A 23,519-nucleotide genomic window follows, 5' to 3' on the forward strand; every position below is an offset into this window, starting at 1 on the left:
ACTTTGCCAAAGGTCAAGGTTCCACTCCCCGACGCAGTCCGCCCCCATTAGGATGAGGGAAGTCAAACTCGTAGATCGCTCAAGGAGGAGATCGTGAAGGCGCACCATTTTTCATCTCTATGCGCACTAGTCCTTCTAGCCACGCTCAGCGGATGCTCCCCGACTCCCGCGCCCTCGGCAAACAGCTCAGCTACGGCCTCGGCAAGCGAAAGCGCGTCTTCCTCCCCTACTCCCGAGGCCACGCCCTCTTCCACCCCTACTCTTGAGAATCGGGAAGAAATTCCCTCGCGGAAGGCATCCCTCACACATGGCAAAGAGGACGCTAATCACGCACCGGTCTTTCACGACCTGCGCGTCGGTGAGCACGATACTTTCTACAGGGTCGTCGTTGAGTTCACGGGAAGCGACGATGTGGGGTGGCAAGGCGGGTGGACGACTTCCCCAGCAACCCAGGGTAAAGGCGATCCAATTGATCTAGGGACGCCAATTTACCTTGAGTTGTCCTTGGAAGGCGGAGCCATGCCCGTCAGCGAAGAACTCCAAAAAGACTACTACAAGGGCGAAAGAACCAAAGAAGTTGGGCCGATTCGCGTACGCGAAGATGGAAGCTTTGAGGCGAATACGCATATCGTGATCGGAATGGATCACAAGCGCGAGGTGACTTTGAGCGCGCTCAGCAACCCCTCGCGCGTGGTGATTGATATTGCGAAGTAAGAAGTAAGGGGTTTAGATCTCCACCCGCTTCTTCAGTTTGCGATCCCACACGCCCTGCGGGGCATCTTCTCCGCGAAGAGCAGCAACCTGATCAATCATCGTGCGCTGAATACGTACGGTTGCTTCATCAACAGCGTGATGATCAGCAGAACCGGTGTCATGGCGAAGGTCATCCAGGTCGATTGGCTGGCCAATGCGGACGCTCACTTTGCGTTGGGGACGAAAATCGATCAGCGCCGATCCCGAACGCATAATTTTTTGCTCTCCCCAGTGGATGAAGGGAATAACATCAACCCCCGTGTCCAGAGCAAGACGCGCCGCACCGGTCTTAATGCGCATCGGCCACTCATCAGGGTCAGTGCTCAAGGTGCCTTCGGGGTAAATTGCCACGCATTCGCCATCGCGAAGCGCCTTCGCCGCCGAGGCCAAAATCGCCCCCGGTTCCTTCGACTTTCGATCGACCGGAAGCAGTTGCATCCGACGCATGGCCCCACCTAAAAGCGGGACCTTGAATAGCTCTGACTTGGCCATAATGCGCACGGGAACGTCCGCTTTCATCATGACCCACAGTAAACAGACCGCGTCAATATTTGACAGGTGATTACATACCAGCAGGTATCCGCGGTCCTTAGGAAGATTTTCAAGACCTTGGACGTCAATCTTCATCCACGGGACCATAAAGCTGCGGAAAACGCCTCGCGCGAAACGGTAGAAACCTGTGAGTCGGTGAGTCATGTGTGTAGTTTATCCAAGCAAGGTGCTGGGGCCAAAGATCAACAAGACAGCTGGAACAAGCAACAAGTTCGCGCTAACTCCCACGGCTTTAAACAAAGACGCGGAAAACCTCAGGGCTGACCGAGATTTCAAGTGGGCCTTCTCCCACTTGGTCGCCATCTCCCATGGCAACTAAACCGGCGCTATCCCAGATCTTGACGCTGGTGACCTGTTCGACGTGAAGGATCGGATCATCGACTTTTCGCATTGCAAGGACCCGTGCAAGAACACGGATCGCGTAGCGCTTCGGCACCGGGTCCACGGTAAGAAGCTCCAGACGGCCGTCACTGGGATTGGAACTGGGAACAATATTGATCCCACCTCCAAACCATCCGGAATTAGAGACTGAAACAAGCCACCCCCGGATTCGCCTTCGCGTCCCGTCTACTTCTATTTCCATGGTTTTGGGCTGGAACTGCTGAAGGGCACGCAAGGCACCCCAAGCGTAAGCGAAAGTACCTGAGGCAATAGATGTGCCATTTGCGATCTGGTTCGCCAAAGCATCCAAGCCGAAAGAAACAATTCCCAGCACCTGAGCCGGTTTTTCTTCGAGGTCCTTGCCTTCAAGGTCCTTGCCAGGCGAGGGTGGCCGCTGCCCGGCGGCATCTTGCCCGTCATTTACCCTATTGAGCGCGCGCACCTGCATAGCGTCGACGCCTCTGATCCGAGGATGCTCCCCCGCGTCCTCAGCACAGATTTCCGAGGCCGTTGGCAGGCTCCGCACATGCGCGACCGCGTCCGTCCCAATTCCAAGGCAACGGCACAGATCATTTCCTCTTCCTCCGGGAAGAGCAATCACCACTCCACCGCGCGCCCCAACCTGAGTAGCAATGCGAGCGATGTAGCCATCACCACCTAATACTGCAACCCAGTGATTGGTGCATGCTGCCGCCAAAGCTGCCGGATCATCCGAGCGGTGAGTGACTCGAACGTCGACGTTCCACCCTTGGGAGCGTAAAAGTGCCGCTACTTTGGGAGCTCGACGTAGCGCGCGGCCTTTCCCGGAAAGGGCGGAGACAAATAGCTTCAGTTTGGGTTCGGACGGCTGATCCACGACTGCGGCCTTCGACAGGTGCGTCAGTCTTCGTATTCCACGCGAGCATTGAGCTCACGAAGCTTGCGAATGAAGTGCTCGTAACCGCGGGAAATGACATCAATTCCTGACACAGTCGATGTACCGGTCGCGGTCAATGCTGCAATCAGGTGTGAGAATCCGCCGCGCAGATCCGGAACGACAATATCAGCGGCGTGCAGTGGAGTCGGTCCCGAAATAACTGCTGAGTGGTAGTAGTTCTTCTGGCCAAAACGGCAGGGCGTTCCGCCCAAGCACTCGCGATACACCTGGATATTTGCGCCCATCTGACGCAGTGCTGAGGTAAAACCAAAACGGTTTTCGTACACCGTCTCGTGGACGATCGATAGTCCTTCTGCCTGAGTGAGAGCGACAACCAGCGGTTGCTGCCAGTCGGTCATGAAGCCGGGGTGAACCGCGGTTTCCAACGCGATGGAGTGGAGTTCGCCGCCGGGGTGGTAGAAACGAATACCTTCTGAATCGATATCAAACGCGCCACCGACCTTTCGGAAAGTATTGAGGAAGGTCGTCATATCTGGCTGATGTGCGCCGCGTACGTAAATATCACCGCGGGTCGCAAGAGCTGCAGCGCCCCAAGAGGCGGCCTCGATACGATCAGGCAGAGCGGTGTGGCGGTATCCGCTCAGGGACTCCACACCCTCGATACGGATGGTGCGGTCAGTGTCGACAGAAATAATGGCGCCCATCTTCTGCAAAACATTGATGAGGTCCATGATTTCCGGCTCGATGGCAGCGCCCTTCAGCGTGGTAATTCCATCGTTACGAACCGCAGTCAGCAGAGTCTGCTCGGTTGCGCCAACGGAAGGGAAGGGCAGCTCAATAATCGCACCGTGGAGACCGGAAGTAGGACGCTTGATATGGACCCCTTCGGGTTGCTTATCAACGATTGCACCGAACTTACGCAGAGTTTCCAGGTGGAAGTCGATGGGACGGCCGCCAATTGCGCAGCCACCCAGTTCAGGAATGAAGGCTTCACCCAGCTGGTGAAGAAGCGGGCCACAGAACAAGATCGGGATGCGCGAGGCCCCGGCAAGAGTGTCGATATCAGAGCGCGACGCAACACGTACCTGCGAAGGATCCATCCGCAGCGAACCGCGCTCTTGATCGTAATCAACCTTGACGCCGTGAAGGGCAAGGAGGTCCGATACGACGTCGACGTCACGAATCAAGGGAACGTTGTACAGCTCGGAGGGAGTATCTGCGAGCAGCGACGCAACCATTGCTTTGGGGACAAAGTTCTTCGCCCCGCGGACGGTAATGGTCCCCTCAAGGGGGTGGCCACCTTCAACTCGAAGTTTTGAGGACATAGTGATGCTCTCCTAGCTGTCGACTTCTGTGACCACTTTAGAGCAGCATGCCCTCATCTGCGTGCGCTTAACGCATCTTCAGCGCGTGGCGAATTACTCACCTTCGGCGGGACGCGCGGAAACAACCGGCTTCGAAGGCAAGGTCTTGGCCGGCAGAGTCTTCGGTTTAAAGGAGGGACGACGCTCTTCGAAAGCGGTGATCTCGGCCTCGTGACGAAGGGTCAGGGCAATATCATCCAGACCTTCCATGAGCGTCCAACGCACATAGTCATCAATATCGAAAGTGCAGGTGAAGTCACCAACGGTCGCGGTCTTATCCTCAAGCGAAACAGTGATTTCTGCACCGGGATTCGCATCGAGCAGATCCCAGAGCTTTTCACAGTCTGCTTCGCTGATAATTCCTGTCACCAAACCCTGTTTGCCTGCATTTCCTCGGAAAATATCAGCAAACTTCGGTGCGAGAACGACCTTGAAGCCATAGTCACGCAGTGCCCAGACCGCGTGTTCACGCGAGGAACCAGTGCCAAAATCAGGTCCAGCAATCAGAACGCTGCCCCGGTTGTAGGGTTCACGGTTCAAGATGAACTCCGGGTCACGACGCCATGCATAGAACAGAGCGTCATCAAATCCAGTCTTGGTCACGCGCTTCAAGAAAACCGCGGGGATGATCTGGTCGGTGTCAACATTTGAACGGCGTAGCGGAACGCCAATACCCGTGTGCGAAATGAACTTTTCCATGAGTTTTCCTTCGAATGTGTATCAGCGAATTCTTAGTCGTCCAGGTCTGCCGGAGAGGACAGGGTGCCACGAATAGCGGTGGCTGCCGCGACCAGCGGAGAGACCAGGTGGGTCTGCGAAAGCTTTCCTTGTCGGCCCTCAAAGTTTCGGTTTGATGTCGAGGCCGAACGCTCCTGAGGAGCAAGTTGGTCGGGGTTCATTCCCAGACACATCGAGCAGCCAGCATTACGCCATTCCGCCCCGAACTCGGTGAAAATCTTGTCCAGGCCTTCAGCTTCGGCCTGCAGGCGCACCCGTGCAGAGCCGGGGACAACCAGCATCCTGAGCCCCGGAGCCTTGGTGTGCCCCTCAATAACCTTTGCAGCGGCGCGCAGGTCTTCAATGCGCCCATTGGTGCACGATCCCAAGAAAACTGTGTCGATCTTGATATCGCGCATGGGAGTACCGGCTTCAAGCCCCATGTAATCCAAAGCCTTCTGCGCTGCGGCTCGCTTGATTTCGTCCTCAAAGTCATCCGGGTTGGGAACGCTACCCGAGAGAGGGACACCCTGACCGGGGTTTGTCCCCCAGGTAACAAAGGGCTCCAAGTCCTCAGCATTCAGGACCACCTCAGCGTCAAAGACCGCATCTTCATCTGAGTGCAAGGTCTTCCAGTACTCCAGGGCACGACCCCATTCTTCGCCTTCGGGTGCGTGCGGACGTCCCTTCAGGTATTCGAAGGTTGTTTCATCGGGGGCAACCATTCCCGCTCGTGCGCCCGCTTCGATGGACATATTGCAGATCGTCATGCGACCTTCCATCGAGAGTTCGCGGATTGCCTGGCCACGGTACTCAAGGACATATCCCTGTCCCCCACCGGTTCCAATCTTCGCGATCACGGCAAGGATGATGTCCTTCGCAGTAGCACCCTTTGGCAGTGAGCCATTGACGGTGATCGCCATGGTCTTAAAAGGAGCCATCGGCAGTGTTTGAGTCGCCAGAACATGTTCGACCTGGCTGGTGCCAATCCCCATTGCCAGCGCACCGAATGCTCCGTGGGTTGATGTATGCGAGTCACCGCAAACAATGGTCATACCGGGTTGGGTGAGCCCCAATTGGGGACCGACAACGTGAACGATTCCTTGGTCGGCATCACCCAGTGAATGCAGGCGAATACCGAATTCCTTGGCATTCTTTCGCAGGGTGTCGATCTGCGTGCGACTGGTGATATCAGCGATCGGCAGGTCAATATTGACCGTAGGAGTGTTGTGGTCCTCGGTTGCAATCGTGAGGTCAGGGCGACGGACCTGGCGTCCGGCCATGCGCAGACCATCGAATGCCTGCGGACTGGTCACCTCGTGGACCAAGTGCAAGTCGATGTACAGAAGATCGGGCGCACCGTTTTCACCGTGCACTACGACGTGATCAGCCCAAACCTTCTCGGCCAGCGTTCCGCTCATTTCCCGCTCCTTCATCGACTTCTTTCTTCCCATGATTGACACTTCCTAGAGAGTTGGACTTGATATCTCATTTAATGAGATGTGAAAATGTCTTCATGGAGGACTCAGAAGCCTTTGGAAGTGGTGTCGGCGTTCTGGATAAAGCCGCATTGGTTTTGAGCGCACTTGAAGCAGGTCCGGCCCCCCTGGCTCAATTGGTTGCAACAACAGGTTTGGCGCGCCCCACTGCGCATCGCCTTGCAGTTGCACTGGAATATCACCGTTTCGTTGCGCGTGACATGCAGGGACGTTTCGTCTTAGGACCGCGTCTTCAAGAACTTGCTTCCTCTGCGGGTGAAGATCGCCTTCTCGCAGCTGCAATGCCAGTCCTCGTTGCGCTTCGCAACCACACGAAGGAATCCACTCAGCTTTTCCGCCGCCAAGGCGATTTTAGAGTGTGCGTTGCAGCTTCCGAACGCGAGATGGGTCTTCGCGACTCCATCCCCGTTGGCGCGACATTGACCATGAAGGCAGGTTCTGCTGCCCAAGTCCTTCTTGCATGGGAAGAACCCGATCGTCTTCACCGAGGCCTATACGGCGCCTCTTTCAATGCGACGATGCTTGCTCAAGTTCGTCGTCGAGGCTGGGCGCAGTCGGTTGCAGAACGTGAGCCCGGCGTTGCTTCAGTTTCCGCCCCCGTTCGTGGCCCTTCGGGTCGCGTGCTGGCCGCAGTGACCATTTCGGGTCCTGTTGAGCGCATGGGACGTCAGCCTGGCCGTCAGCATGGACCTTCTGCCGTTGCTGCAGCTAACAGACTCTCCGATTTCTTGCGTTCGGCAGAAGGAATGGAAGACTAAGCCCCCACCGAGGCCAGTTCCTGAGCTTGGCGGTAGTAGTTTTCTGTCGCCTCGATGACTTTCTCCCATGTGAAGGGAAAGTCTTCACTGCGATTATGCTCGTGAATACGTTCAAGCTGTGCAGGAGCCTCAAGCACAGATACGAGCGCTTCGATCATCTCGTCATCATTGTCTAGACACCACCCGTTGAGGCCATTTTCAATAACTTCCGCAAGTCCAGACTGTGAACGTGTCATTACTGCAAGCCCCGAGGCCAAGGCCTCGCGTCCAGCGATAGAGGCAGATTCCTTCACCGAAGGCGCAAGGAAAATATCCGAACGCGCATACAGGTCCTGGAGCTGCATCGCACTCAGACGTCCCGGTAGAAGCAACCAATCCCCCAGCCCGCTACGCTCAACGCGGCGCTGAACACCGTCAAAAAGCGGACCTTCGCCAGCAACTACTGCGCGCAGGGGGAAATCACCGCGGTGGCCTCGGGAATAAGAATCCCAGCGGCGCCGGGTTTCAGAAAGGATGTCGATCAGGGCATCCACGCGCTTACGCGGAGCAAAACGCGTAGCGGTCACCGCAACGATACCTTGGTGGGCAATAGGCGGGCGCTGCCAGGGCGCGACATCTACGCCGTTATGCAAGGTTGAAACACAGATATCTGACCCTAAGACCTGGCGGATTTGCTCATTGACCAGCTCAGAGACACCTGTCCACATAATCGGTGCCTTCGACAAGCCTGCACGTCGTGCGATGGCACGGAAGGCCGGGATTGTCACGCGGGGGTCCCACAGAGAATGCACGGTGACGACCTGCGGAATCCTCGAATCCTTTAAGTTCAGAAGGACCGACTGAACAACCGGAGTCAGCTCACCCATGTGGTAGTGGACAACATCGGGATTAAAACGCCGAATGAAGTCGGTAAAGCGACGGGGGGCTTTGGGATCAATCGGCGCATTGAAAGGATTGTGCCACGAGGAACGCAGCACCGGATAAGGGGACGTGGACAGCGCCTCACCCTCGGGAGTGCAGGTCAGAACGACGATACCGTGGCCTCGGGCATGAAGATTATCGGCAAGTGCACCGACCTGAGTTTCAATTCCTCCCATAGTCGGGCGGAAGGTGTCAGAGACCAAAACAATGCGCATGCTTTTATTCTTGCAGATGCCAAGGGCGGCAGCGCAGCTAACAAAAAAGCAGGGCCGAAGCCCTGCTGATATCTGTACCCCCAACCGGATTTGAACCGGTGTTAACGCCGTGAGAGGGCGTCGTCCTAGGCCGCTAGACGATGGGGGCGGCGCGCCACTACGTGCGCTATTCCCGTTCTGCCGAGGCATGAACAGGATTTGTACCCCCAACCGGATTTGAACCGGTGTTAACGCCGTGAGAGGGCGTCGTCCTAGGCCGCTAGACGATGGGGGCCTTTCTTCTCGCAAAAAACTTTGCGATGGCTGGGGTACCAGGACTCGAACCTAGACTAAATGAACCAGAATCACTCGTGCTGCCAATTACACCATACCCCATGGCGCAATCCGCTCAGGCTAAAACCCAAGGCGGCGACAAGAGAAAAGAATACTCAAATGCGCTTCAGATGCCAAATCGCAGGCACGTGGCACTGATCATATTTGATCACCACGCACCTGCGATCAGGTATCAGTCAGATGCTCAGCCCAGTCGGTTACGCAAGGCATGCAGACGGTTCAACACGCTCTCGCGACCCAAAATCTCCATGGACTCAAACAGCGGCGGGGAAACCTGGCGACCGGTGACGGCCACGCGAATCGGACCGAAGGCCACGCGAGGCTTGATATCCATACCTTCAACAATCAGCTCACGGAGGGCATGCTCGAGAGCCTCGGTTGTGAAGGGGCCGTCATAGTTCTCGATGTAATGGATCGTTGCATCCAGAACCTCAGGAGCATTCTCCTTGAGCTTCGATACGGACTTTTCATCCAGCTCAAGCGCATCGTCTTCAGTGAAGAGGAAGCCCAGCATTCCAGGAGCCTCACCCAGCAACTGGATGCGGGTCTGGATGAGCGGAGAGGCGTGCTGCATAATCTTCTGCTCATCCGAGGTCAGCTCCTCATAGGAGTCAGCCGACACCAATCCCTCACGGTGAAGGAAGGGAACGATACGGCCTCGGAAATCATCCGGAGCAAGCAAACGAATATGCTCGGCGTTAATCGCGATGCACTTCTTGTGGTCAAAGCGTGCCGGGTTCGGGTTCACATCGGCGATATCAAAGGCCGCGGCCATCTCTTCCATGGAGAAGACATCATTATCAGGGCTGATCGACCAACCCAGCAGGGCCAGGTAGTTGTTCAAGCCCTCGGGAATCATTCCGGCTTCGCGGTGCAGGAGCAGGTTCGATTCGGGGTCACGCTTGGACAGCTTCTTATTTCCTTCACCCATCACGTAGGGCAGGTGACCAAAGCGAGGCATGAACTTAGCGATGCCCAGTTCTTCCAGTGCTCGGTAGAGGACGATCTGACGAGGCGTCGAAGAGAGCAGGTCTTCACCACGCAGAACGTGCGTGATTTCCATGAGCGCGTCATCAACGGGGTTGACCAGCGTGTACAGCGGGTGACCATTGGCACGGACAATGACGTAGTCCGGAACCGAACCGGGCTTGAAGGTGATCTCTCCGCGAATCAGGTCGGTGAAGGTAATGTCTTCATCGGGCATACGCATGCGCAGGACCGGCTTGCGTCCCTCGGCACGGTAGGCGGCAATCTGTTCTTCGGTCAGATCACGATCAAAGCCGTCGTAACCGAGCTTGGGATCCTCACCCTTTGCAATGTGGCGAGCTTCGACCTCTTCGGGAGTCGAGTAAGACTCGTAGGCGTAGCCTGCTTCGAGGAGCTTCGCGGCGACATCGCGGTAGATGTCCATGCGCTCGCTCTGACGGTACGGCGGGTGCGGGCCTCCCTTACCGATGCCTTCATCCCAATCCAGGCCCAGCCAACGCAGCGAATCAAGAATCTGATCGAAAGATTCCTGGGAATCGCGAGCAGCATCGGTGTCTTCAATACGGAAGACGAAGGTGCCTCCGGTATGGCGCGCGTATGCCCAGTTAAAGAGGCAGGTGCGGACCATTCCCACGTGAGGAGTTCCAGTTGGCGAAGGGCAGAATCGGACGCGAACATCGGCGCCACTTGCGGTAGTCACACTCATAATCCCCTAGTTTAGCCCCCTTCTTATTAGCCCTGCGTCAATTCAATGGATGTGCGAGGACTGAGCGGGGCTTCTCCCCCGCCAAGGGATGCGCGCACTGTTACCTTCGCTCACACCATGACGGCGAATTCCGAATTATCATCACTCCCCTTACACTGGGAGGTAGCTCACACGCTTTGCCTTTGAGGGCACGTTTGGAAAGAAGTTTTCGCATGGATTTTTGCAGCGCTGAGGAACTCCGTCGCGTTGGTTCACTGAAGTGGACGGGAGTTAAGCCCGCAGACGGCAGCGACGTCTTGGGCGCCTGGGTTGCAGAGATGGATTTCGGTACCGCGCCTTGTGTCGAGGAGCGAATGACCCGCGCGATTCGCGAAGGTTTGCTGGGCTACAACCCCCGTTGGCTTGCGCCACAGGTTGCCCAAGCTACTGCGCAATTCCAGAAGAAGCGCTTCGGCTGGGATCTTGACGTTGATTCAATTCGCATGGCACCCGCTGTCCTTCCGGCATTGGAAGTGATGATCCAGTACATGGTGCGTCCCGGATCACCGGTTATCGTGCCGACTCCCGCGTACATGCCATTCTTGACAATTCCTCCCGCGCTGGGGCATCCGGTCATCGACGTGCCCTCGTTGCACGATGACGCATACCCGGGCGGCTGGACCCTTGACCTTGAGGGAATTAAGGCAGGTCTCGAGGCCGGGGCTAGCCTGGTGATTCTCTGCAATCCGTGGAACCCCGTGGGGCGCGTGTTAACAGAATCCGAGATGCGGGCTTTGCAGATGGTGGTGTCTGAGTACGACGCTTTGGTTTTTGCGGATGAAATCCACTCCCCCCTGGTTTTGGGTGGCCGAGGCTTTACCTCCTATGCGCGGCTGGGCGCAGAATTTGCAGCTCATACGATCACCGCAACTGCGGCAACAAAGGGCTGGAATATTGCGGGGCTGCCTAATGCCCAGGTAATCGTGCCCGATCAAGAATTACGAGCGCGTTGGGATCGCGTGTGCCAGGAAAAGCTCCCCCATTCGACCTCAACAATCGGCGCACTTGGGACAATCGAGGCCTACACAAACGGTGCTGACTGGCAGCACGAGGTCCTGTCCGTGATCGAGGGCAATATCCGCACCGTTACCGAGGCGCTGACACCCACCGAGATCGACTTCCGCCCCCCGCAGGCGACCTACCTGACCTGGTGGGGTTTCGAGGCCTACCCCGAATTGGGCCCGAACCCTTCAAAGACACTGCTTCAACGCGCGCACATCGCGACAAATGAAGGGGTCACCTTGGGCGAGCGTTACTCGAAGTGGGTGCGTGTAAACTTGGCGTGTTCACCGCAGGTTACTGAAGAATTGGTTTCTCGGGTTCTGGCCGTTCTTTAGCCCTTTCCCCACAGCCTGCGCCAGTCCTCACTCCGCGGCCAGCGCGGCCTCGATACCGGCAACGACCGTTGTGGATGCCTTTCGCGCGGCCTCCACAACGTCTTGCGGGTCAGTTTCTGCCTGGGCGAAAGACAGGTCTGAGACAACAGACATACCGGCAACACGCACTCCGAGTGCGTGAGCGGTTATTGCCTCAAGAACGGTCGACATCCCAACGCAATCAACGCCCAATTGCGCTAAGGCTCGGCTTTCTGCACCTGTTTGATACTCGGGCCCACGAAGGAAGGCATAGGTTCCCTCTCGACCACAGTGCTCACGCATCCTCTTGCTCATCTCAGTGTCCCAAACCTGTGAGATGTCGACAAACAGGGGGCCGTCAAATGGCGAGGAACCGCTGAGGTTCATGTGATCCGTAATGACCATGACATCACCCAGAGACCAGTCACGCAGGCATCCGTTCGCATTGGTCACAATTGCGCGTTGGATGCCCGCGCACGCAGCTGCACGGATCAGTGCGGTGACAGCAAGAGGCCCGTGTCCCTCGTACAGGTGAGTTCGTCCGCTCGCAACCAGAACGGGGCCACATTCGCGCATGTAGACACGAAGTTCATTGAGGTGTCCATCCGCAACCGGGACGCGCACACCAGGAAGTGACCCCAAAGGCTGCGAGGCCGATGGCGCTCCCCACTGCTCATTAAGAGCATTCGCTAAGCCCGATCCCAAGACGACCAACGCGAAGGGCACTCCCCCGCAAAGGGAACGGATTTGCTCCGCGGCGACAGTGGCCTCGGGATCAAAAAGAACAGAAGAAAAACGGGGATCAGCTGTCAAAGCACACCTTCCTCAACATTTAGCCGAGCGTGTGGGAAGGGGTGGCTTCCTGCGCACGAACGCGACGCGCACTGGTCAGCCAATATCCGCAGAAGCCTACGAGAAGGGCAAGAAGGATTCCGATGTTGGAACCGGCCCAATCTCCCTCTCGACCTCCGAGCGGACCAAGGAGATAGCCCTGCCATGCAAGCCACGAGGCATTCGCATTGACAACAAAGCCCCAGCCAACGAAGGAACCGACAGCCAGTGTGACGATAGCTCCCCAGTTAACGGAACCGTAGCGTCCCGTTGATGTGAAGAGTGAGGGCTCGTCGTAGTCCTGATGACGGAGCGCGATGTCAGCAAGCATGACGCCGCCCCAGGTGGCAATGACCACGCCAAGGGTTGTGAGGAAGGCAGTGAAAGGAGTGAGGAAGGAATCAGCGAAGAAGACAACGACGATCGTTCCGATGGTCATGATGGTGCCGTCGATTGCGGTGGCAACGGGGCGGGTCACCGGGACGCCAGTTGCCAACAAGGAAAGTCCAGAAGAATAGATATCCATAACGATTCCACCGACAAGGCCAAGGATTGCAACGATCGCAAAGGGGATCAGGAACCAGGTCGGAAGAATTGTTGTCAACGCGCCGATTGGGTCGTTGCCGATGGCTTCAGAGAGAGTGTCGTAGTTGGAACCAACCAGCAGCACACCGAAGATCACCAAGATAATGACGGGCAGCGCAGCACCTGCGGTCGTCCAACCAACGACCCCGGCGGTTGAGGCCTTGCGAGGAAGGTAGCGTGAATAGTCCGCTGCTGCGTTAATCCATCCAAAACCAAAACCAACCATAAGCATGCACATCGCACCCAGGAGCATTGCGAAGGGAGCCGCGGGACGTGCAGAAAGGACCGCGAAGTTGATTGTCGAGGCCGAGAGCAGAAGGTAGACGATCGTGAGGATTGCCGTCGCCCAGGTGATCCACGTTTGGACCTTCATGATCGCTTCAAATCCGAGGATGCCCGCTCCCGCTGCAAGGACAACAACGACGATCAAGGCGATGATCTGTGCAAGCAGGTGGTTGCTGAAACCAAGCGCTCCCATGACGGTCGCGGTTGCCTGAACCGCCATGATGGCAAGGAAGGTCTCCCACCCAACAGTAAGGATCCAGGAGATTGCTGCGGAGATACGGTTTCCGTTATATCCGAATGCCGCGCGAGAGAGCACTAGGGTTGGTGCAGATCCTCGCTTGCCGGCGATAGCGATCAGTCCACACAGAAGGAATGAGAGTGCAACGCCAACAACGCTCACAAGGATCGCCTGCGTGAGTGAAAGGCCAAAGCCCAGCACCCACGAACCCCAGGAAATACCGAGGACAGAGATATTAGCGGCAAACCAAGGCATGAATAAGGACGATGGTGTGCCTTTTCTTTCGGATTCGGGGATCACATCTAGGCCGGCCATCTCGATGTTTAGACCAGACGCAACCTGGGTGGTCTCACTCATGAACAATGCTCCTCTGCATTCGTGTTACCGCAGTTCATGTGGCGTTCAATCCACACTATGAACTATAGGGAAAGCAAGCAGGCGAAGGGCAGATGCTCACGAAACGGATTCGAGGGATTGCCCACACCTTTTCAGGAAAAGATGCTGCGTTGGCGTGAGAGAACCGCTCGCTAAAGTTCAACAGGAACCTCCACGCTGCGAAAACTGTCCCCTCAATAAAGAAGGCCTATTCCTCCTCCTCAGGCGTCCACTCAAGATCAACCCACTGACTCAGGAGCGGACCAGCATCCGGACGCAAATAACACTCCAACACATCCAAAGGCGAATACTCAATAACATACGACAGCGCCGAAAGAAGATAATCTTTCCGCGTCTTACATGAGAAAAATACACCTTCACTATTTCGTATACCCAAAAACCCATGCCAAGGCTTTGAATCCACAGCAATAAACGACCATCCCGGACGCATAGACAAATTACGAACAAGACGAAGAGGCTGAAACCCTAACCTTTTACGAAGAGGATTCCCATAGCACAGAGTTAAACAATGCTCCATCACACGCAAACTACTCGACTGAAAAACAGGAGCACCTCGCTGATTACGCTCATACATATAAAACGAATAGATTCCGTCGCGAAGATCAACAGCTTCAGGTTGGCCAGTAGGTCCAGGAGGACTAAATTCAAGGAAACCCTCTTTTTCCAGGTTACCGGTCGCCTTAAAACCCCAAGTAGCATAAATCACCTGACCAAGACGCTCGCTAAAATCCAACAGGCACCTCCACACGTAGAAAACTATCCCCTCAACAAGAAGCCCTATTCATCCTCCTCAGGTATCCACTCACGATCAACCCACTGACTCAGGAGCGGACCAGCATCAGGATGCAAATAACACTCCAACACATCCAAAGGCGAAAACTCAACAACATAAGAAAGAGAAGAAAGAAGATCATCATCCGTCGTCCTACACGGGACGAAAACACCAGTATTCCTTCGAATGCCAAAAAACCCATGCCATGGCTTTGAATCCACTGGAACCAACGACCATTCAACATGCATTCGAATAGTGCGGTAGAGCTGAAGAGGAGGAAACCCTCGTTTTATTCGAAATGAATTTGCATATTTGAGTGTTAGACAATGCTCCATTACATTCAGACGACTCGACTGAATCAGAGGATTCCCACGCTCACCACGCTCATATACATAGAACGAGTAGATGCCACCCTCGAAACACACGCTCGTTTCCTCCGAAACGGATCCTCCCAAATAAAAAACAAGAGAGCCTTCCCTGTCTAAATTACCGTCGGTGTTATATCCCCACGTCTGTTGTAGAACCTGAGAGAAACGCTCGCTAAAGTCCAACAGGCACCTCCACGCTTAGAAAACTAGAGCCCAACAATCAAAAGGTCCTACTCCTCCTCAGGCTTCGACTCACAATCGACCCACTGAGTCAGGAGCGGTCCCGCATCCGGACGCAAATAACACTCCAACACGTCTAGAGGCGAATACTCGACAACATAAGACAGGCATGAGAGCAACCAACTCCCATACGTTTTACACGAATAGAAAACTCCACTCTCAGAACGAATACCTAAATAACCAGTTTGCCTCCCATCTCCAACCGGCACAAGGGACCAACCAACGCGAGGCACTGAGCATTCGTCCAGCGTAAGTAGCTTATAGTTTGACCAGATCCGGAAGCGCTTCCCGAAATGCAAGGTCAAACAGTGCTCCATCACATGCAAACTACTCGATTTAAAAGAAGCTCCGCCACGTGACGCACGCTCATATTGGTAAAACGAATACACACCGTCCCGATACTCAAGCTCCTCAGTACCAAACGTCACCGTTGAAGGGGAAAAACGCACAAGCCCAGGTTCGCCGAGCTGCCCATGCATTTCCATTCCTAACGTCGCTTGAAGCGCATGAGAGAAACGCTCGCTAAAGTCCAACAGGCACCTCCACGCTGAGAAAACTAACCCCTCAATAAAGAAGCCCTATTCATCCTCCTCAGGCGTCCACTCAAGATCGATCCACTGACTTAGGAGCGGACCAGCATCCGGCCGCAAATAACACTCCAGCACGTCTAGAGGCGAAAACTCAACAACATACGACAACGCCGAAAGAAGATAATCTTCCCATGTCTTACATGAGAAAAATACACCTTCACTATTTCGTATACCCACAAACCCATGCCAAGGCTTTGAATCCAGCGGAACCAACGACCATCCCGGACGCATAGACAAATTACGAACAAGACGAAGAGGCTGAAACCCCAGGCTTTTACGAAGAGGATTCCCATAGCACAGAGTTAAACAATGCTCCATCACACGCAAACTACTCGACTGAAAAACCGGTGCCCCGATATTGCCGCGCTCATACTCGTAATAGGCAAACAAACCCTCCTTACGATGCACTACCTTCGGTTCAGAGACCATGTCCCTGGGAAAGAACTCCAAATAACCATCCTTCCCCAGATCACCCACCACGTCACATCCCCAGACCTCATGCATTACCTGACCAAGACGCTCACTAAAATCCAACAGGCACCTCCACGCCTTTTAAAACGCCCATTTCAATTAATTTCGTGATTTTTACCGGACTTCCAAGCTCATCGAGAATTCTCAACTGACGTACCCCACCGCACTCGCTTTCCCATGGTGCAGCAATCCCGTGCTCAATATTCCACCCCTCGGGCATATGGCCGGTAAAAACATACTGATAGTAAGGTTGATGCACTGAGGCAGGGGGAAGCCCACGTTCTTCAAATGAAGCAACACGCCCGCCTTCTACAGCACCCAAGAATTCTCCATTGGGTCCTCCAACGCGGTCCACGATCACACCGTGCTCGGACGAATACTCTGCAAACGAAGAGAGTTTCGGTTCGCCTGCATACCCGTCATTAGGTGGCCAATCGTGCCCGATCTTCGTCTGTCCCTGCGAATTAACATACGTCGTTTTATGCTCGTCGAGCCACTCTGAATAGGTCCTGGGCTTACCGCCGTTCCCGAAACCACAGACGTTGTCTGAATTATGAACAAGATCAACACCCTTAATGCCCTTAATCCGTCCAATATTCACAATCGACTTATCTAGGTCTGCATTCATGGGCTCGTAAGGCACATCGTCAAGTAGATCCTGACGCGAACGCACGGAATTGGGGTCTTCCTTAATGCGCGACTGCGGTTGCCTACGCTTGGGGCCTTTCGCAGAGTGTCGGGGTTCATGCGGCGCGGGAGCATGCCCTTTACCAAAGCCTACTTTCAGCCCAGTCTTAATCTTCTTCACCATTGAAGCGATCAGATCGCCACCGCTCTTGAACAAGGTAACAAGCTTGCCGGCCGAGGACAGCAAACTATCGATATGCCCCCACAGCTTGGATACCCAAGCAGAAACCTTCACGCTGATCTCAGGTATTAATTTTGCCAAGGCCAAACCAGCCGTCAGCAGCGCCTGAATAACAGCGCTAATAAACGTACCTACAATCTGAGAGATCGCATCGCGCACAATCGAATACACGACCTCGACCACACCCGCAAGAATCTCCAAGCCCTGCGACAGCACGCGAGCTCCCTGTGCAGCCCCCACAATCAGCGCGTTTACGCCGCCAGCAGACTCAGCAAAAGAATTGGCAGCTTGTCCCCTGGAATACTGCGTAAATGACGCAACATTAGCATCCATCCGCTTAGCGTTTTCTTCCAAGGCACACGCAACATTGCGCCATGTATTAGCCTTGGCCGATACGTCGTCCTGATTTCCTGCAAGCTTGTGCAACCAGCTGCGCAGAGGGTCACAGTGATCCATGATCATCGCTACGCCCCACGACAGTGCTGTACCTAAGGGATCGAAAAACATTGACGCAGTATCGGCAACCAACGACAAGCCCGACAAACCACCGTCAAGCCAGCTCTTCGACTCAACCGCGCCTGCGATACCTGCGATATCTTCCAAGGCTCCACCGCCCGTGTACCACGGATGTTCAGACGAATACCCGCTTTCCTGATTCGCAGTAGTCGGACTATCCGGAACGACCGTAAGCTTCGGATCTGGATGTTTCCCCGTCGATAATCCGGGAGCTTCAACTTCTTCCGCAACGCTCACCGCACACCCCTCCTAGATCAATCACCGGATCGGCCTGCAGCCGCTCGACGCACACCTTCAGGACGCAAACAGCCAAAACGGTCAAACCCACCGCGAACAGCTAACTCAAGTCCCGCGCTAATTTCACGCCTACTGCCAAAAGCTTGCAAAAACTCGCGCGATTCCACAGACGATGCCCCATAGGAGTCCATCGCTCGGTCAGCAATGCCTGCGCCCAAATCCTGCACAGCCCGCCTAAACGCCTCGATAAATGCATCACCAAGCTTTGGAAAACCGTCGACAACGACGCTAATGGGCATTCCCGAAGAGTCGACAGTCACGCGAACTACACCGCCTTTCGACGCTCCCTCGCCCCGAACGTCCTCAAGCAGTTCAAGAAATGACTGCGCCCTACTGCCTCGCTGAAGCGCAGCCTCAACTTCCTCGCGCAGCTCAGCCCGAGCCGCCTCAACGCGGTCCAAACCAAAGCTTTTATCCATGCTCTTACGCTACAACCACGCCCCCACAATCTCAAAATTCAAAAGAAGGTCCAGAGAGACTTCACAAGACGAGAAGCAGCCGGATGAACTCAACACGTCCACCCGGCTGCCTCGGCCTCGAAAATCGAGAAACTAACTATGACGAACCCAATTCCGCAAGGCACCACCATCTTCAGACATATACGCATCAAGGAGCGTCTGCGAATCAAGGGTCGCAATATGCGCAAACTCAGTGAGTTCTCGGTGGGTGGGGAACATTGTGCGGACGGTCAAAGGCAGGACTTTTCCGTCCAACTCAAGCCCTCCAACCCAAGGAAAGAACTGCGAATACACGTAAGGATGAGCAACGGGATCAGAATCAACCTGCGGAATGACGATCGGATCCCAACCCAGATAGCTTCGGGCGAACTCGCCCACGTGGATAATCGCGCCCTTTGCCGTCCAATCCTCGAAGGGAGAAGCAACGAAAGTCGAGCGATCCTCCCAACGTTCACTGGGACCATACTTGTACAGCAAAGTGCCCCGATCATCGTGTTCGGTCCACAAGTTATGCCAGTAAATACCACTATCCCACGTCAGTGCGATACCAGTGCCGCGATTCATCCAGAAAGCGCCAGAAGATTTAGCGAATTCAATCAGTTGACTGGTAGTACTCATGACAGAGACCGTCCCTTCAAGATACCCAGTTCAACGCACTCGGCGACCGTCAAAAGTTCGCCACCGTAGATGAAACGTACTTCCCGCGCGCCACCTTCCATTCCGAAGTTCGGTGCAGTAATTCCGGTTGAAATCAACGCATATACGGGAAGCTTCGCAATCGTGTACGCGTAATAGGGCGAGTGAACATCGGTAATTGCCAGGCAGCGCTGCTCAAAAGAATAGGGCTTGCCATTGGGATCAACCTGCCACACGCGCGAAAGATAGGGGTAGCCGATCATGTCGACCATATCGCCAAACTTAGAGGTGTAGGCCTCCAGGCTGGTGAACTGCTCAATGCTGGAACGCACCAGTGAAGAACTGACTTCTTCACTGTCCATCAACCAACGCCAAGGCCCCTGCGGTTCCTTAGACTCTGGAGTCATCACTGAATCCATGTATTTCACCTTTCCGTGAGCTGCTTCCCATCATATGCCACGAAACTTGTCATCCTGCGGACTTCGAAAGCCACTGCGTTAAAAGCGGCGCTGCATCCTCACACAAGTAGCACTCCAACACGTCAAGCGGCGAATACTCAACCACGTGAGAGAGCCCCGCGAGCAGCCAACGGTTTGCCCCCGCGCAGGGATAGAAAACACCACGATCTGAACGAATCGCGGTGAACCCCGGATTACTTGCTGATGCCGATGGAACCATTGTCCATCCAGAACGGATTGGAGCAGTGTTGTACAACGCTAGCTTCTCGAACTCCTGCGCAACTCGAAGCGCATTGCCCACACTCAGAGTCAGACAGTGTTCGACCACTCTGACATCGTCAGATTGAAACTCGGGACCAACACGCGAACCGCGCTCGTATGTGTAAAAGGAGTACGTATTGTCGTCGAAATACACGCCAAATGGTTCTGCTGCAGCAGAAGAGGGGTAAACCACCAGGGAATCTCCTGGTTCTAGACTTCCCCTCACTTGATCCCCCCAAGCGGCATTCACCGCTTGAGCGAAACGCTCAACGAAGTCCAACAGGAACCTCCACACCCTCCAAAATCTCCAAATTTAGAAGATCCGCAACGCTCTTAGGGTTGCCTTCTGCATCGAGGATACGAAGCTGACGCGCACCGCCTCCCGTGTACCAGGGATCTTCTCCTCCCTGCGCCGAGGCCGACGCCCCAGCTTGCCCACCTGCGGTCCCTGTTGCGGTAGCCCCTGGAGTGTGAGGAGCAGCCATCAACGAGCATCCCCGTTAGCCATCTCTCCACTAGTTTGAACAGCGGAGATATTGCCGGACTCCATCTCCTGGAAGTCCGCATTGACCTTCTTCAATGCGGACGACAGATCAGAGCAGCTTGCCCCGGCTTCGGAGATCGCAGTTCCCATGACATCCAAGAAAAGTTCAGCGATCGGGGTCACTAAGGGGGAAATCATCAGGCCAAAAGAATTAGAGCCGACACTTGCACCGCGGGCTTCACTGACCAAAGAGTTCACTTCCCCCGCTTGAGATGCGATGCGTCCTGCAAGAAGTGCAGCGTCACCCGGCTGCCAAGCTACTTCATTCATCTTTTCTCCTTAAATGACCTTCACTTGTCTCCAGCATGGCGAAGTGCTCGTGCATCTAGACGACCAAAATGATCGAATGCGGCATGCGCTCCAGCGTTCTCATCGGCGTGCTCTTGATGCGAACCATAGGTTTTTACGAGCACTTGAGCTTCAATAGAGGAATCTCCATAAGCATCGACAGCAGCATCTGCTACGCGAGCACCGGCATCTTGACGAGCATGTTTGAACGCCTCAAGGAAGGCGTGGCCAAGAGCTGGATGATCAGGAACCTGAACCTCAACGGGAGTTCCAGAGGAATCAACGACGACACGAACCGCGTGATCTTTTGATTCACCTTCGCCGCGGATATCCCTCATGCGCTCAACAAATTCGAAGGCGCCTGCTGCAGCTTTATTAGACTCCTCGACTTGTGCGTCAATTGCTGCTAGCAGTTCATCAACACCGCCAAAGGCACTACTGCTGTGGTGTTTACCAAATCCACCTAAACCTGACATATCCGCCATGTATTTACGCTACATCCACCGTCCCTAGAGGCACAAAATTCATGGAGAAAAGGGTCACTATGCGATCAGAAATAAGGTTCACATCGCCAGGTTTGTTAGCGTCCCAATTCCTGCGACCTCAACCTCGACGCGTTCACCGTGCTTGAGCGGTCCGCCGGCCGGAGTGCCGGTCAAGATGACATCTCCGGGCAGAAGCGTGCAGATCCCCGACACATAGGAAACAATCCGCGCAACGGAATATCCCATTTGAGAGGTGCTTCCACTCCCGCGTTCTTCCCCATTGATGCGAACCGAAATTTCAGCATTGTCGGGATCAAAATCCCCGCCAACAGTGATCCACGGACCCAGCGGGCACGCGGTATCCCAACTCTTCGCGCGACCAAGTGCTCCCCCGTCATCGCGAGCTGCATCCGCAGCGGTCAAGTCATTCGCGCAGGTGTAACCCAAGATCACGGAAGAGGCGTCCTCTACGCTGACGTCCTTGGCCAGCGTCTTGATGACCACGGCAAGCTCGGCCTCGTAAAAGATTTCCTGTCCCCAGGAAGGAAAGACAATCGGATCATCCGGGCCAATGACGGCAGTATTCGGCTTGAAGAAGACGGAGGGACGCGCCGGATCCTCACTGCGCTGCTCGCCAGGTGCCGGGTAGTTTCCGCCCAGACCAATGACTTTCGACCGGGGGATCACCGGAGAAAGCAAGCGAACCTCATCCAGTTCAAAGATCTGGCCAGAGGGCTCGACCGGCGAAAACAAAGGATCGCCCTTCAAACCAACAATCCGGGTCGATTCATCTTCCAAAGCCCCGTAGTGAATAGAGCTTCCTTGCGAGAAACGAGCAATGCGCATCGCGACCTCCTAAGTCTTGCCTGTAGCCTAACGCGAAGCGGGTTCTGCAGCCCAAATATCACCGGGAAGGTCGCCCGGAAGAAGGTCATTACCCTGCGCAACGAAGACAGGATCTGCAATGCCGCGACGACGCTGAGCCTCGTAGTCACGAAGAGCACCCAGACCCCACGGAGCTAGGACAATCAAGGCAACCAAGTTCGTCAAAGTCATGATGGCCATCGCGATATCGACGGAGTTCCATACAAGATCCAGAGTGGTCAGCGAACCGATCACGACCGAGGCAACGGAGATCACTCGAACAGTCCAAGTCGCAGCCTTCGACTTCACGACAAAGGACAGGTTGATTTCGGAATAGACGTAGGCCGCAATGATCGATGAGTAGGCAAGCACGAAGATCAGAATCGACATCGGCATGATGGTCCACTGCCCCAGTTGGTCGGCCACAGCAAGTGTCGTGAGGTTCGCGGGGTTTGCCTCGGGGTTCGACCAGACCTTTTCGCCAGCAATCAGGATGACGAAAGCGGTTGCGGTACACACGATGATCGTGTCAACGAAAACGCCCAGCGACTGGATGAGGCCCTGACGAACGGGGTGAGCGACGGTGGCGGTTGCAGCCGCATTGGGAGCAGTACCCTGACCGGCCTCGTTGGAGAAGAGGCCACGCTTCGTACCGTTGATGACCGCAGCGATAATCCCACCGCCGAGGCCTGCAAGCGTTGGTTGCGGGGCAAACGCACTTGCGAAGATTTGTCCCAGAACAGAACCGAACTTGGGCAGGTTCATCACGCAGATGACAGCGACCATCACGACATAAACAGTCGCCATAATCGGTGCCATCCATTCGGTCACGCGAGCCACGGTCTTAATTCCACCGAAAATCACCATGGCCGAGAAGACAAAGAGCAGTGCTGCGATGACCAGGTGCGCACTGGAAAGGCCGCCCAGTCCCGGCAGAGGTTCGCGGCTCGAGGGGCTGAGCGCGCCCAGAAGAGTCGTTGCGATCGCGTTGGACTGCACGGATGTGATAACAAATGCACAGGTCACAACCGTGATGACAGCAAAAATGCTTGCCAAAACCTTATTCTTCATGCCTCGTGCAATGTAGTAGGCAGGGCCTCCGCGGAAGGTTCCATCAGCCGAACGAACCTTGAAGATCTGCGCAAGTGTGGCCTCGAAAAAGGCGGTCGACATACCGACCAAGGCAACGACCCACATCCAGAAGATCGCGCCAGGGCCACCCATGAGCAGCGCAACGGCCACGCCAAAGACGTTACCGACGCCCACGCGTGCGGCTAGGGAGATCGTGAATGCCTGGAAGGAGGAAATTCCACCCTGTGCACCACCGCGAGAACCCGAAATTGAGCGGATCATTTCAGGGAATTGACGGATCTGCATGAATCGCGATCGCACTGTGAGGTAAAGCCCCGTGCCAATCAGGATCCACACGGTCAGGTGCAAGGTGATCCAGTCAGCAATATTTTGGATGGACTGTGCCAGATCCGCCATTCGTTCCTCCGCTATCTACTTTCAATAAGGTTGTGGGTCAGCGCCTCGAAGTCTATCGCGATGGGGCGATCTTCTTCGCTTTTAGCCGCAAACTGGACGCAAATGCGGGGAGGTCTGGGAAGA

At 55.2% G+C, this 23,519-nt stretch carries 24 protein-coding genes and 3 tRNA genes; 3 read left to right on the forward strand and 24 right to left on the reverse strand.

Features of this window, described 5'->3' with window-relative positions:
• Positions 1–93 precede the first annotated feature (93 nt).
• Positions 94–714, forward strand: coding sequence for a hypothetical protein (locus KHW85_RS04425; protein ID WP_291458949.1), 621 nt, complete (start codon positions 94–96; stop codon positions 712–714).
• 12 nt (positions 715–726) lie between these two features.
• Here the strand turns inward: KHW85_RS04425 and KHW85_RS04430 are convergent, their stop codons facing one another.
• From KHW85_RS04430 to leuC, 5 genes are all read right to left on the reverse strand, one after another.
• Positions 727–1,449, reverse strand: a complete 723-nt coding sequence (locus tag KHW85_RS04430) for a lysophospholipid acyltransferase family protein (protein ID WP_291458950.1) — start codon at positions 1,447–1,449, stop codon at positions 727–729.
• An 88-nt stretch (positions 1,450–1,537) separates the two neighbouring features.
• On the reverse strand, positions 1,538–2,542 hold the full coding sequence (locus KHW85_RS04435) for a diacylglycerol kinase family protein (RefSeq protein WP_291458951.1): 1,005 nt from the start codon (positions 2,540–2,542) through the stop codon (positions 1,538–1,540).
• 23 nt (positions 2,543–2,565) lie between these two features.
• On the reverse strand, positions 2,566–3,888 hold the full coding sequence (murA, locus tag KHW85_RS04440) for a UDP-N-acetylglucosamine 1-carboxyvinyltransferase (protein ID WP_291458952.1): 1,323 nt from the start codon (positions 3,886–3,888) through the stop codon (positions 2,566–2,568).
• Between the two features lie 93 nt (positions 3,889–3,981).
• Positions 3,982–4,626 (reverse strand): 3-isopropylmalate dehydratase small subunit, encoded by a 645-nt coding sequence (leuD, locus tag KHW85_RS04445; RefSeq protein ID WP_291458953.1) that lies wholly within the window; start codon positions 4,624–4,626, stop codon positions 3,982–3,984.
• 32 nt (positions 4,627–4,658) lie between these two features.
• The gene (leuC, locus tag KHW85_RS04450; protein ID WP_291458954.1) at positions 4,659–6,065 is read right to left on the reverse strand and encodes a 3-isopropylmalate dehydratase large subunit; all 1,407 of its coding nucleotides are present in this window, start codon (positions 6,063–6,065) and stop codon (positions 4,659–4,661) included.
• A 95-nt stretch (positions 6,066–6,160) separates the two neighbouring features.
• Here leuC and KHW85_RS04455 point away from each other — a divergent pair, with 95 nt between their 5' ends.
• The gene (locus tag KHW85_RS04455) at positions 6,161–6,901 is read left to right on the forward strand and encodes an IclR family transcriptional regulator (RefSeq protein WP_009409067.1); all 741 of its coding nucleotides are present in this window, start codon (positions 6,161–6,163) and stop codon (positions 6,899–6,901) included.
• Here the strand turns inward: KHW85_RS04455 and KHW85_RS04460 are convergent.
• From KHW85_RS04460 to gltX, 5 genes are all read right to left on the reverse strand, one after another.
• On the reverse strand, positions 6,898–8,037 hold the full coding sequence (locus KHW85_RS04460; RefSeq protein WP_291458955.1) for a glycosyltransferase family 4 protein: 1,140 nt from the start codon (positions 8,035–8,037) through the stop codon (positions 6,898–6,900). The two genes, KHW85_RS04455 and KHW85_RS04460, sit on opposite strands and share 4 nt — an antisense overlap.
• Positions 8,038–8,112: 75 nt before the next feature.
• Positions 8,113–8,185, reverse strand: a tRNA-Glu gene (locus tag KHW85_RS04465).
• A 53-nt stretch (positions 8,186–8,238) separates the two neighbouring features.
• A tRNA-Glu gene (locus KHW85_RS04470) sits at positions 8,239–8,311 on the reverse strand.
• A 26-nt stretch (positions 8,312–8,337) separates the two neighbouring features.
• Positions 8,338–8,412, reverse strand: a tRNA-Gln gene (locus tag KHW85_RS04475).
• Between the two features lie 142 nt (positions 8,413–8,554).
• Complete coding sequence (gene gltX / locus KHW85_RS04480) at positions 8,555–10,063, reverse strand: glutamate--tRNA ligase (RefSeq protein ID WP_291458956.1); 1,509 nt, start codon at positions 10,061–10,063, stop codon at positions 8,555–8,557.
• A 212-nt stretch (positions 10,064–10,275) separates the two neighbouring features.
• On the opposite strand from gltX, the gene KHW85_RS04485 reads away from it, so the two are divergent.
• Positions 10,276–11,439, forward strand: coding sequence for an aminotransferase class I/II-fold pyridoxal phosphate-dependent enzyme (locus KHW85_RS04485; RefSeq protein ID WP_291458957.1), 1,164 nt, complete (start codon positions 10,276–10,278; stop codon positions 11,437–11,439).
• 27 nt (positions 11,440–11,466) lie between these two features.
• Here the strand turns inward: KHW85_RS04485 and KHW85_RS04490 are convergent, their stop codons facing one another.
• From KHW85_RS04490 to KHW85_RS04555, 14 genes are all read right to left on the reverse strand, one after another.
• The gene (locus tag KHW85_RS04490) at positions 11,467–12,270 is read right to left on the reverse strand and encodes a purine-nucleoside phosphorylase (RefSeq protein WP_291458958.1); all 804 of its coding nucleotides are present in this window, start codon (positions 12,268–12,270) and stop codon (positions 11,467–11,469) included.
• 19 nt (positions 12,271–12,289) lie between these two features.
• On the reverse strand, positions 12,290–13,753 hold the full coding sequence (locus tag KHW85_RS04495; protein ID WP_291458959.1) for a cytosine permease: 1,464 nt from the start codon (positions 13,751–13,753) through the stop codon (positions 12,290–12,292).
• A gap of 226 nt (positions 13,754–13,979) precedes the next feature.
• A complete protein-coding gene (locus KHW85_RS04500; protein ID WP_291458960.1) occupies positions 13,980–14,525 on the reverse strand; it encodes a hypothetical protein in 546 nt (181 codons plus the stop codon).
• 1,225 nt (positions 14,526–15,750) lie between these two features.
• A complete protein-coding gene (locus KHW85_RS04505) occupies positions 15,751–16,296 on the reverse strand; it encodes a hypothetical protein (RefSeq protein ID WP_291458961.1) in 546 nt (181 codons plus the stop codon).
• A complete protein-coding gene (locus KHW85_RS04510; RefSeq protein ID WP_291458962.1) occupies positions 16,286–17,854 on the reverse strand; it encodes a TNT domain-containing protein in 1,569 nt (522 codons plus the stop codon). The genes KHW85_RS04505 and KHW85_RS04510 overlap by 11 nt, the downstream gene beginning before the upstream one ends.
• 17 nt (positions 17,855–17,871) lie before the next feature.
• Positions 17,872–18,333: a YbaB/EbfC family nucleoid-associated protein gene (locus KHW85_RS04515; protein ID WP_291458963.1), complete on the reverse strand. Its 462-nt coding sequence runs from the start codon at positions 18,331–18,333 to the stop codon at positions 17,872–17,874.
• Between the two features lie 132 nt (positions 18,334–18,465).
• Positions 18,466–18,990, reverse strand: coding sequence for a hypothetical protein (locus KHW85_RS04520; RefSeq protein WP_291458964.1), 525 nt, complete (start codon positions 18,988–18,990; stop codon positions 18,466–18,468).
• Complete coding sequence (locus tag KHW85_RS04525; protein ID WP_291458965.1) at positions 18,987–19,415, reverse strand: glycohydrolase toxin TNT-related protein; 429 nt, start codon at positions 19,413–19,415, stop codon at positions 18,987–18,989. Before KHW85_RS04525 ends, KHW85_RS04520 begins: the two co-directional genes overlap by 4 nt.
• A gap of 61 nt (positions 19,416–19,476) precedes the next feature.
• A complete protein-coding gene (locus tag KHW85_RS04530; protein WP_291458966.1) occupies positions 19,477–19,920 on the reverse strand; it encodes a hypothetical protein in 444 nt (147 codons plus the stop codon).
• Positions 19,921–19,993: 73 nt separating this feature from the next.
• Positions 19,994–20,212 carry a hypothetical protein gene (locus KHW85_RS04535; protein ID WP_291458967.1) on the reverse strand — a complete coding sequence of 73 codons (219 nt, stop codon included), beginning with the start codon at positions 20,210–20,212 and terminating at the stop codon, positions 19,994–19,996.
• The gene (locus tag KHW85_RS04540) at positions 20,212–20,541 is read right to left on the reverse strand and encodes a hypothetical protein (RefSeq protein WP_291458968.1); all 330 of its coding nucleotides are present in this window, start codon (positions 20,539–20,541) and stop codon (positions 20,212–20,214) included. Before KHW85_RS04540 ends, KHW85_RS04535 begins: the two co-directional genes overlap by 1 nt.
• Before the next feature lie 20 nt (positions 20,542–20,561).
• Positions 20,562–21,044, reverse strand: coding sequence for a hypothetical protein (locus tag KHW85_RS04545; RefSeq protein WP_291458969.1), 483 nt, complete (start codon positions 21,042–21,044; stop codon positions 20,562–20,564).
• 78 nt (positions 21,045–21,122) lie between these two features.
• Complete coding sequence (locus KHW85_RS04550; RefSeq protein WP_156335256.1) at positions 21,123–21,890, reverse strand: fumarylacetoacetate hydrolase family protein; 768 nt, start codon at positions 21,888–21,890, stop codon at positions 21,123–21,125.
• Between the two features lie 27 nt (positions 21,891–21,917).
• Positions 21,918–23,396: an alanine/glycine:cation symporter family protein gene (locus KHW85_RS04555; protein ID WP_291457305.1), complete on the reverse strand. Its 1,479-nt coding sequence runs from the start codon at positions 23,394–23,396 to the stop codon at positions 21,918–21,920.
• Positions 23,397–23,519 lie beyond the last annotated feature (123 nt).

It is taken from the genome of Actinomyces sp. oral taxon 181 (assembly GCF_018370895.1).
Taxonomy (GTDB): domain Bacteria; phylum Actinomycetota; class Actinomycetes; order Actinomycetales; family Actinomycetaceae; genus Pauljensenia.

Bases quoted from the DNA above. Each gene is read 5' to 3' on its own strand.
- KHW85_RS04550 (WP_156335256.1), bottom strand. From the start codon at position 21,890: ATGCGCATTGCTCGTTTCTCGCAAGGAAGCTCTATTCACTACGGGGCT.
- KHW85_RS04555 (WP_291457305.1), bottom strand. From the start codon at position 23,396: ATGGCGGATCTGGCACAGTCCATCCAAAATATTGCTGACTGGATCACC.
- KHW85_RS04520 (WP_291458964.1), bottom strand. From the start codon at position 18,990: ATGAGTACTACCAGTCAACTGATTGAATTCGCTAAATCTTCTGGCGCT.
- KHW85_RS04540 (WP_291458968.1), bottom strand. From the start codon at position 20,541: ATGAATGAAGTAGCTTGGCAGCCGGGTGACGCTGCACTTCTTGCAGGA.
- KHW85_RS04545 (WP_291458969.1), bottom strand. From the start codon at position 21,044: ATGGCGGATATGTCAGGTTTAGGTGGATTTGGTAAACACCACAGCAGT.
- gltX (WP_291458956.1), bottom strand. From the start codon at position 10,063: ATGAGTGTGACTACCGCAAGTGGCGCCGATGTTCGCGTCCGATTCTGC.
- murA (WP_291458952.1), bottom strand. From the start codon at position 3,888: ATGTCCTCAAAACTTCGAGTTGAAGGTGGCCACCCCCTTGAGGGGACC.
- KHW85_RS04455 (WP_009409067.1), top strand. From the start codon at position 6,161: ATGGAGGACTCAGAAGCCTTTGGAAGTGGTGTCGGCGTTCTGGATAAA.
- KHW85_RS04525 (WP_291458965.1), bottom strand. From the start codon at position 19,415: ATGACTCCAGAGTCTAAGGAACCGCAGGGGCCTTGGCGTTGGTTGATG.
- KHW85_RS04430 (WP_291458950.1), bottom strand. From the start codon at position 1,449: ATGACTCACCGACTCACAGGTTTCTACCGTTTCGCGCGAGGCGTTTTC.
- leuC (WP_291458954.1), bottom strand. From the start codon at position 6,065: ATGAGCGGAACGCTGGCCGAGAAGGTTTGGGCTGATCACGTCGTAGTG.
- KHW85_RS04535 (WP_291458967.1), bottom strand. From the start codon at position 20,212: ATGGCTGCTCCTCACACTCCAGGGGCTACCGCAACAGGGACCGCAGGT.
- leuD (WP_291458953.1), bottom strand. From the start codon at position 4,626: ATGGAAAAGTTCATTTCGCACACGGGTATTGGCGTTCCGCTACGCCGT.
- KHW85_RS04485 (WP_291458957.1), top strand. From the start codon at position 10,276: ATGGATTTTTGCAGCGCTGAGGAACTCCGTCGCGTTGGTTCACTGAAG.
- KHW85_RS04515 (WP_291458963.1), bottom strand. From the start codon at position 18,333: ATGGATAAAAGCTTTGGTTTGGACCGCGTTGAGGCGGCTCGGGCTGAG.
- KHW85_RS04460 (WP_291458955.1), bottom strand. From the start codon at position 8,037: ATGCGCATTGTTTTGGTCTCTGACACCTTCCGCCCGACTATGGGAGGA.
- KHW85_RS04495 (WP_291458959.1), bottom strand. From the start codon at position 13,753: ATGAGTGAGACCACCCAGGTTGCGTCTGGTCTAAACATCGAGATGGCC.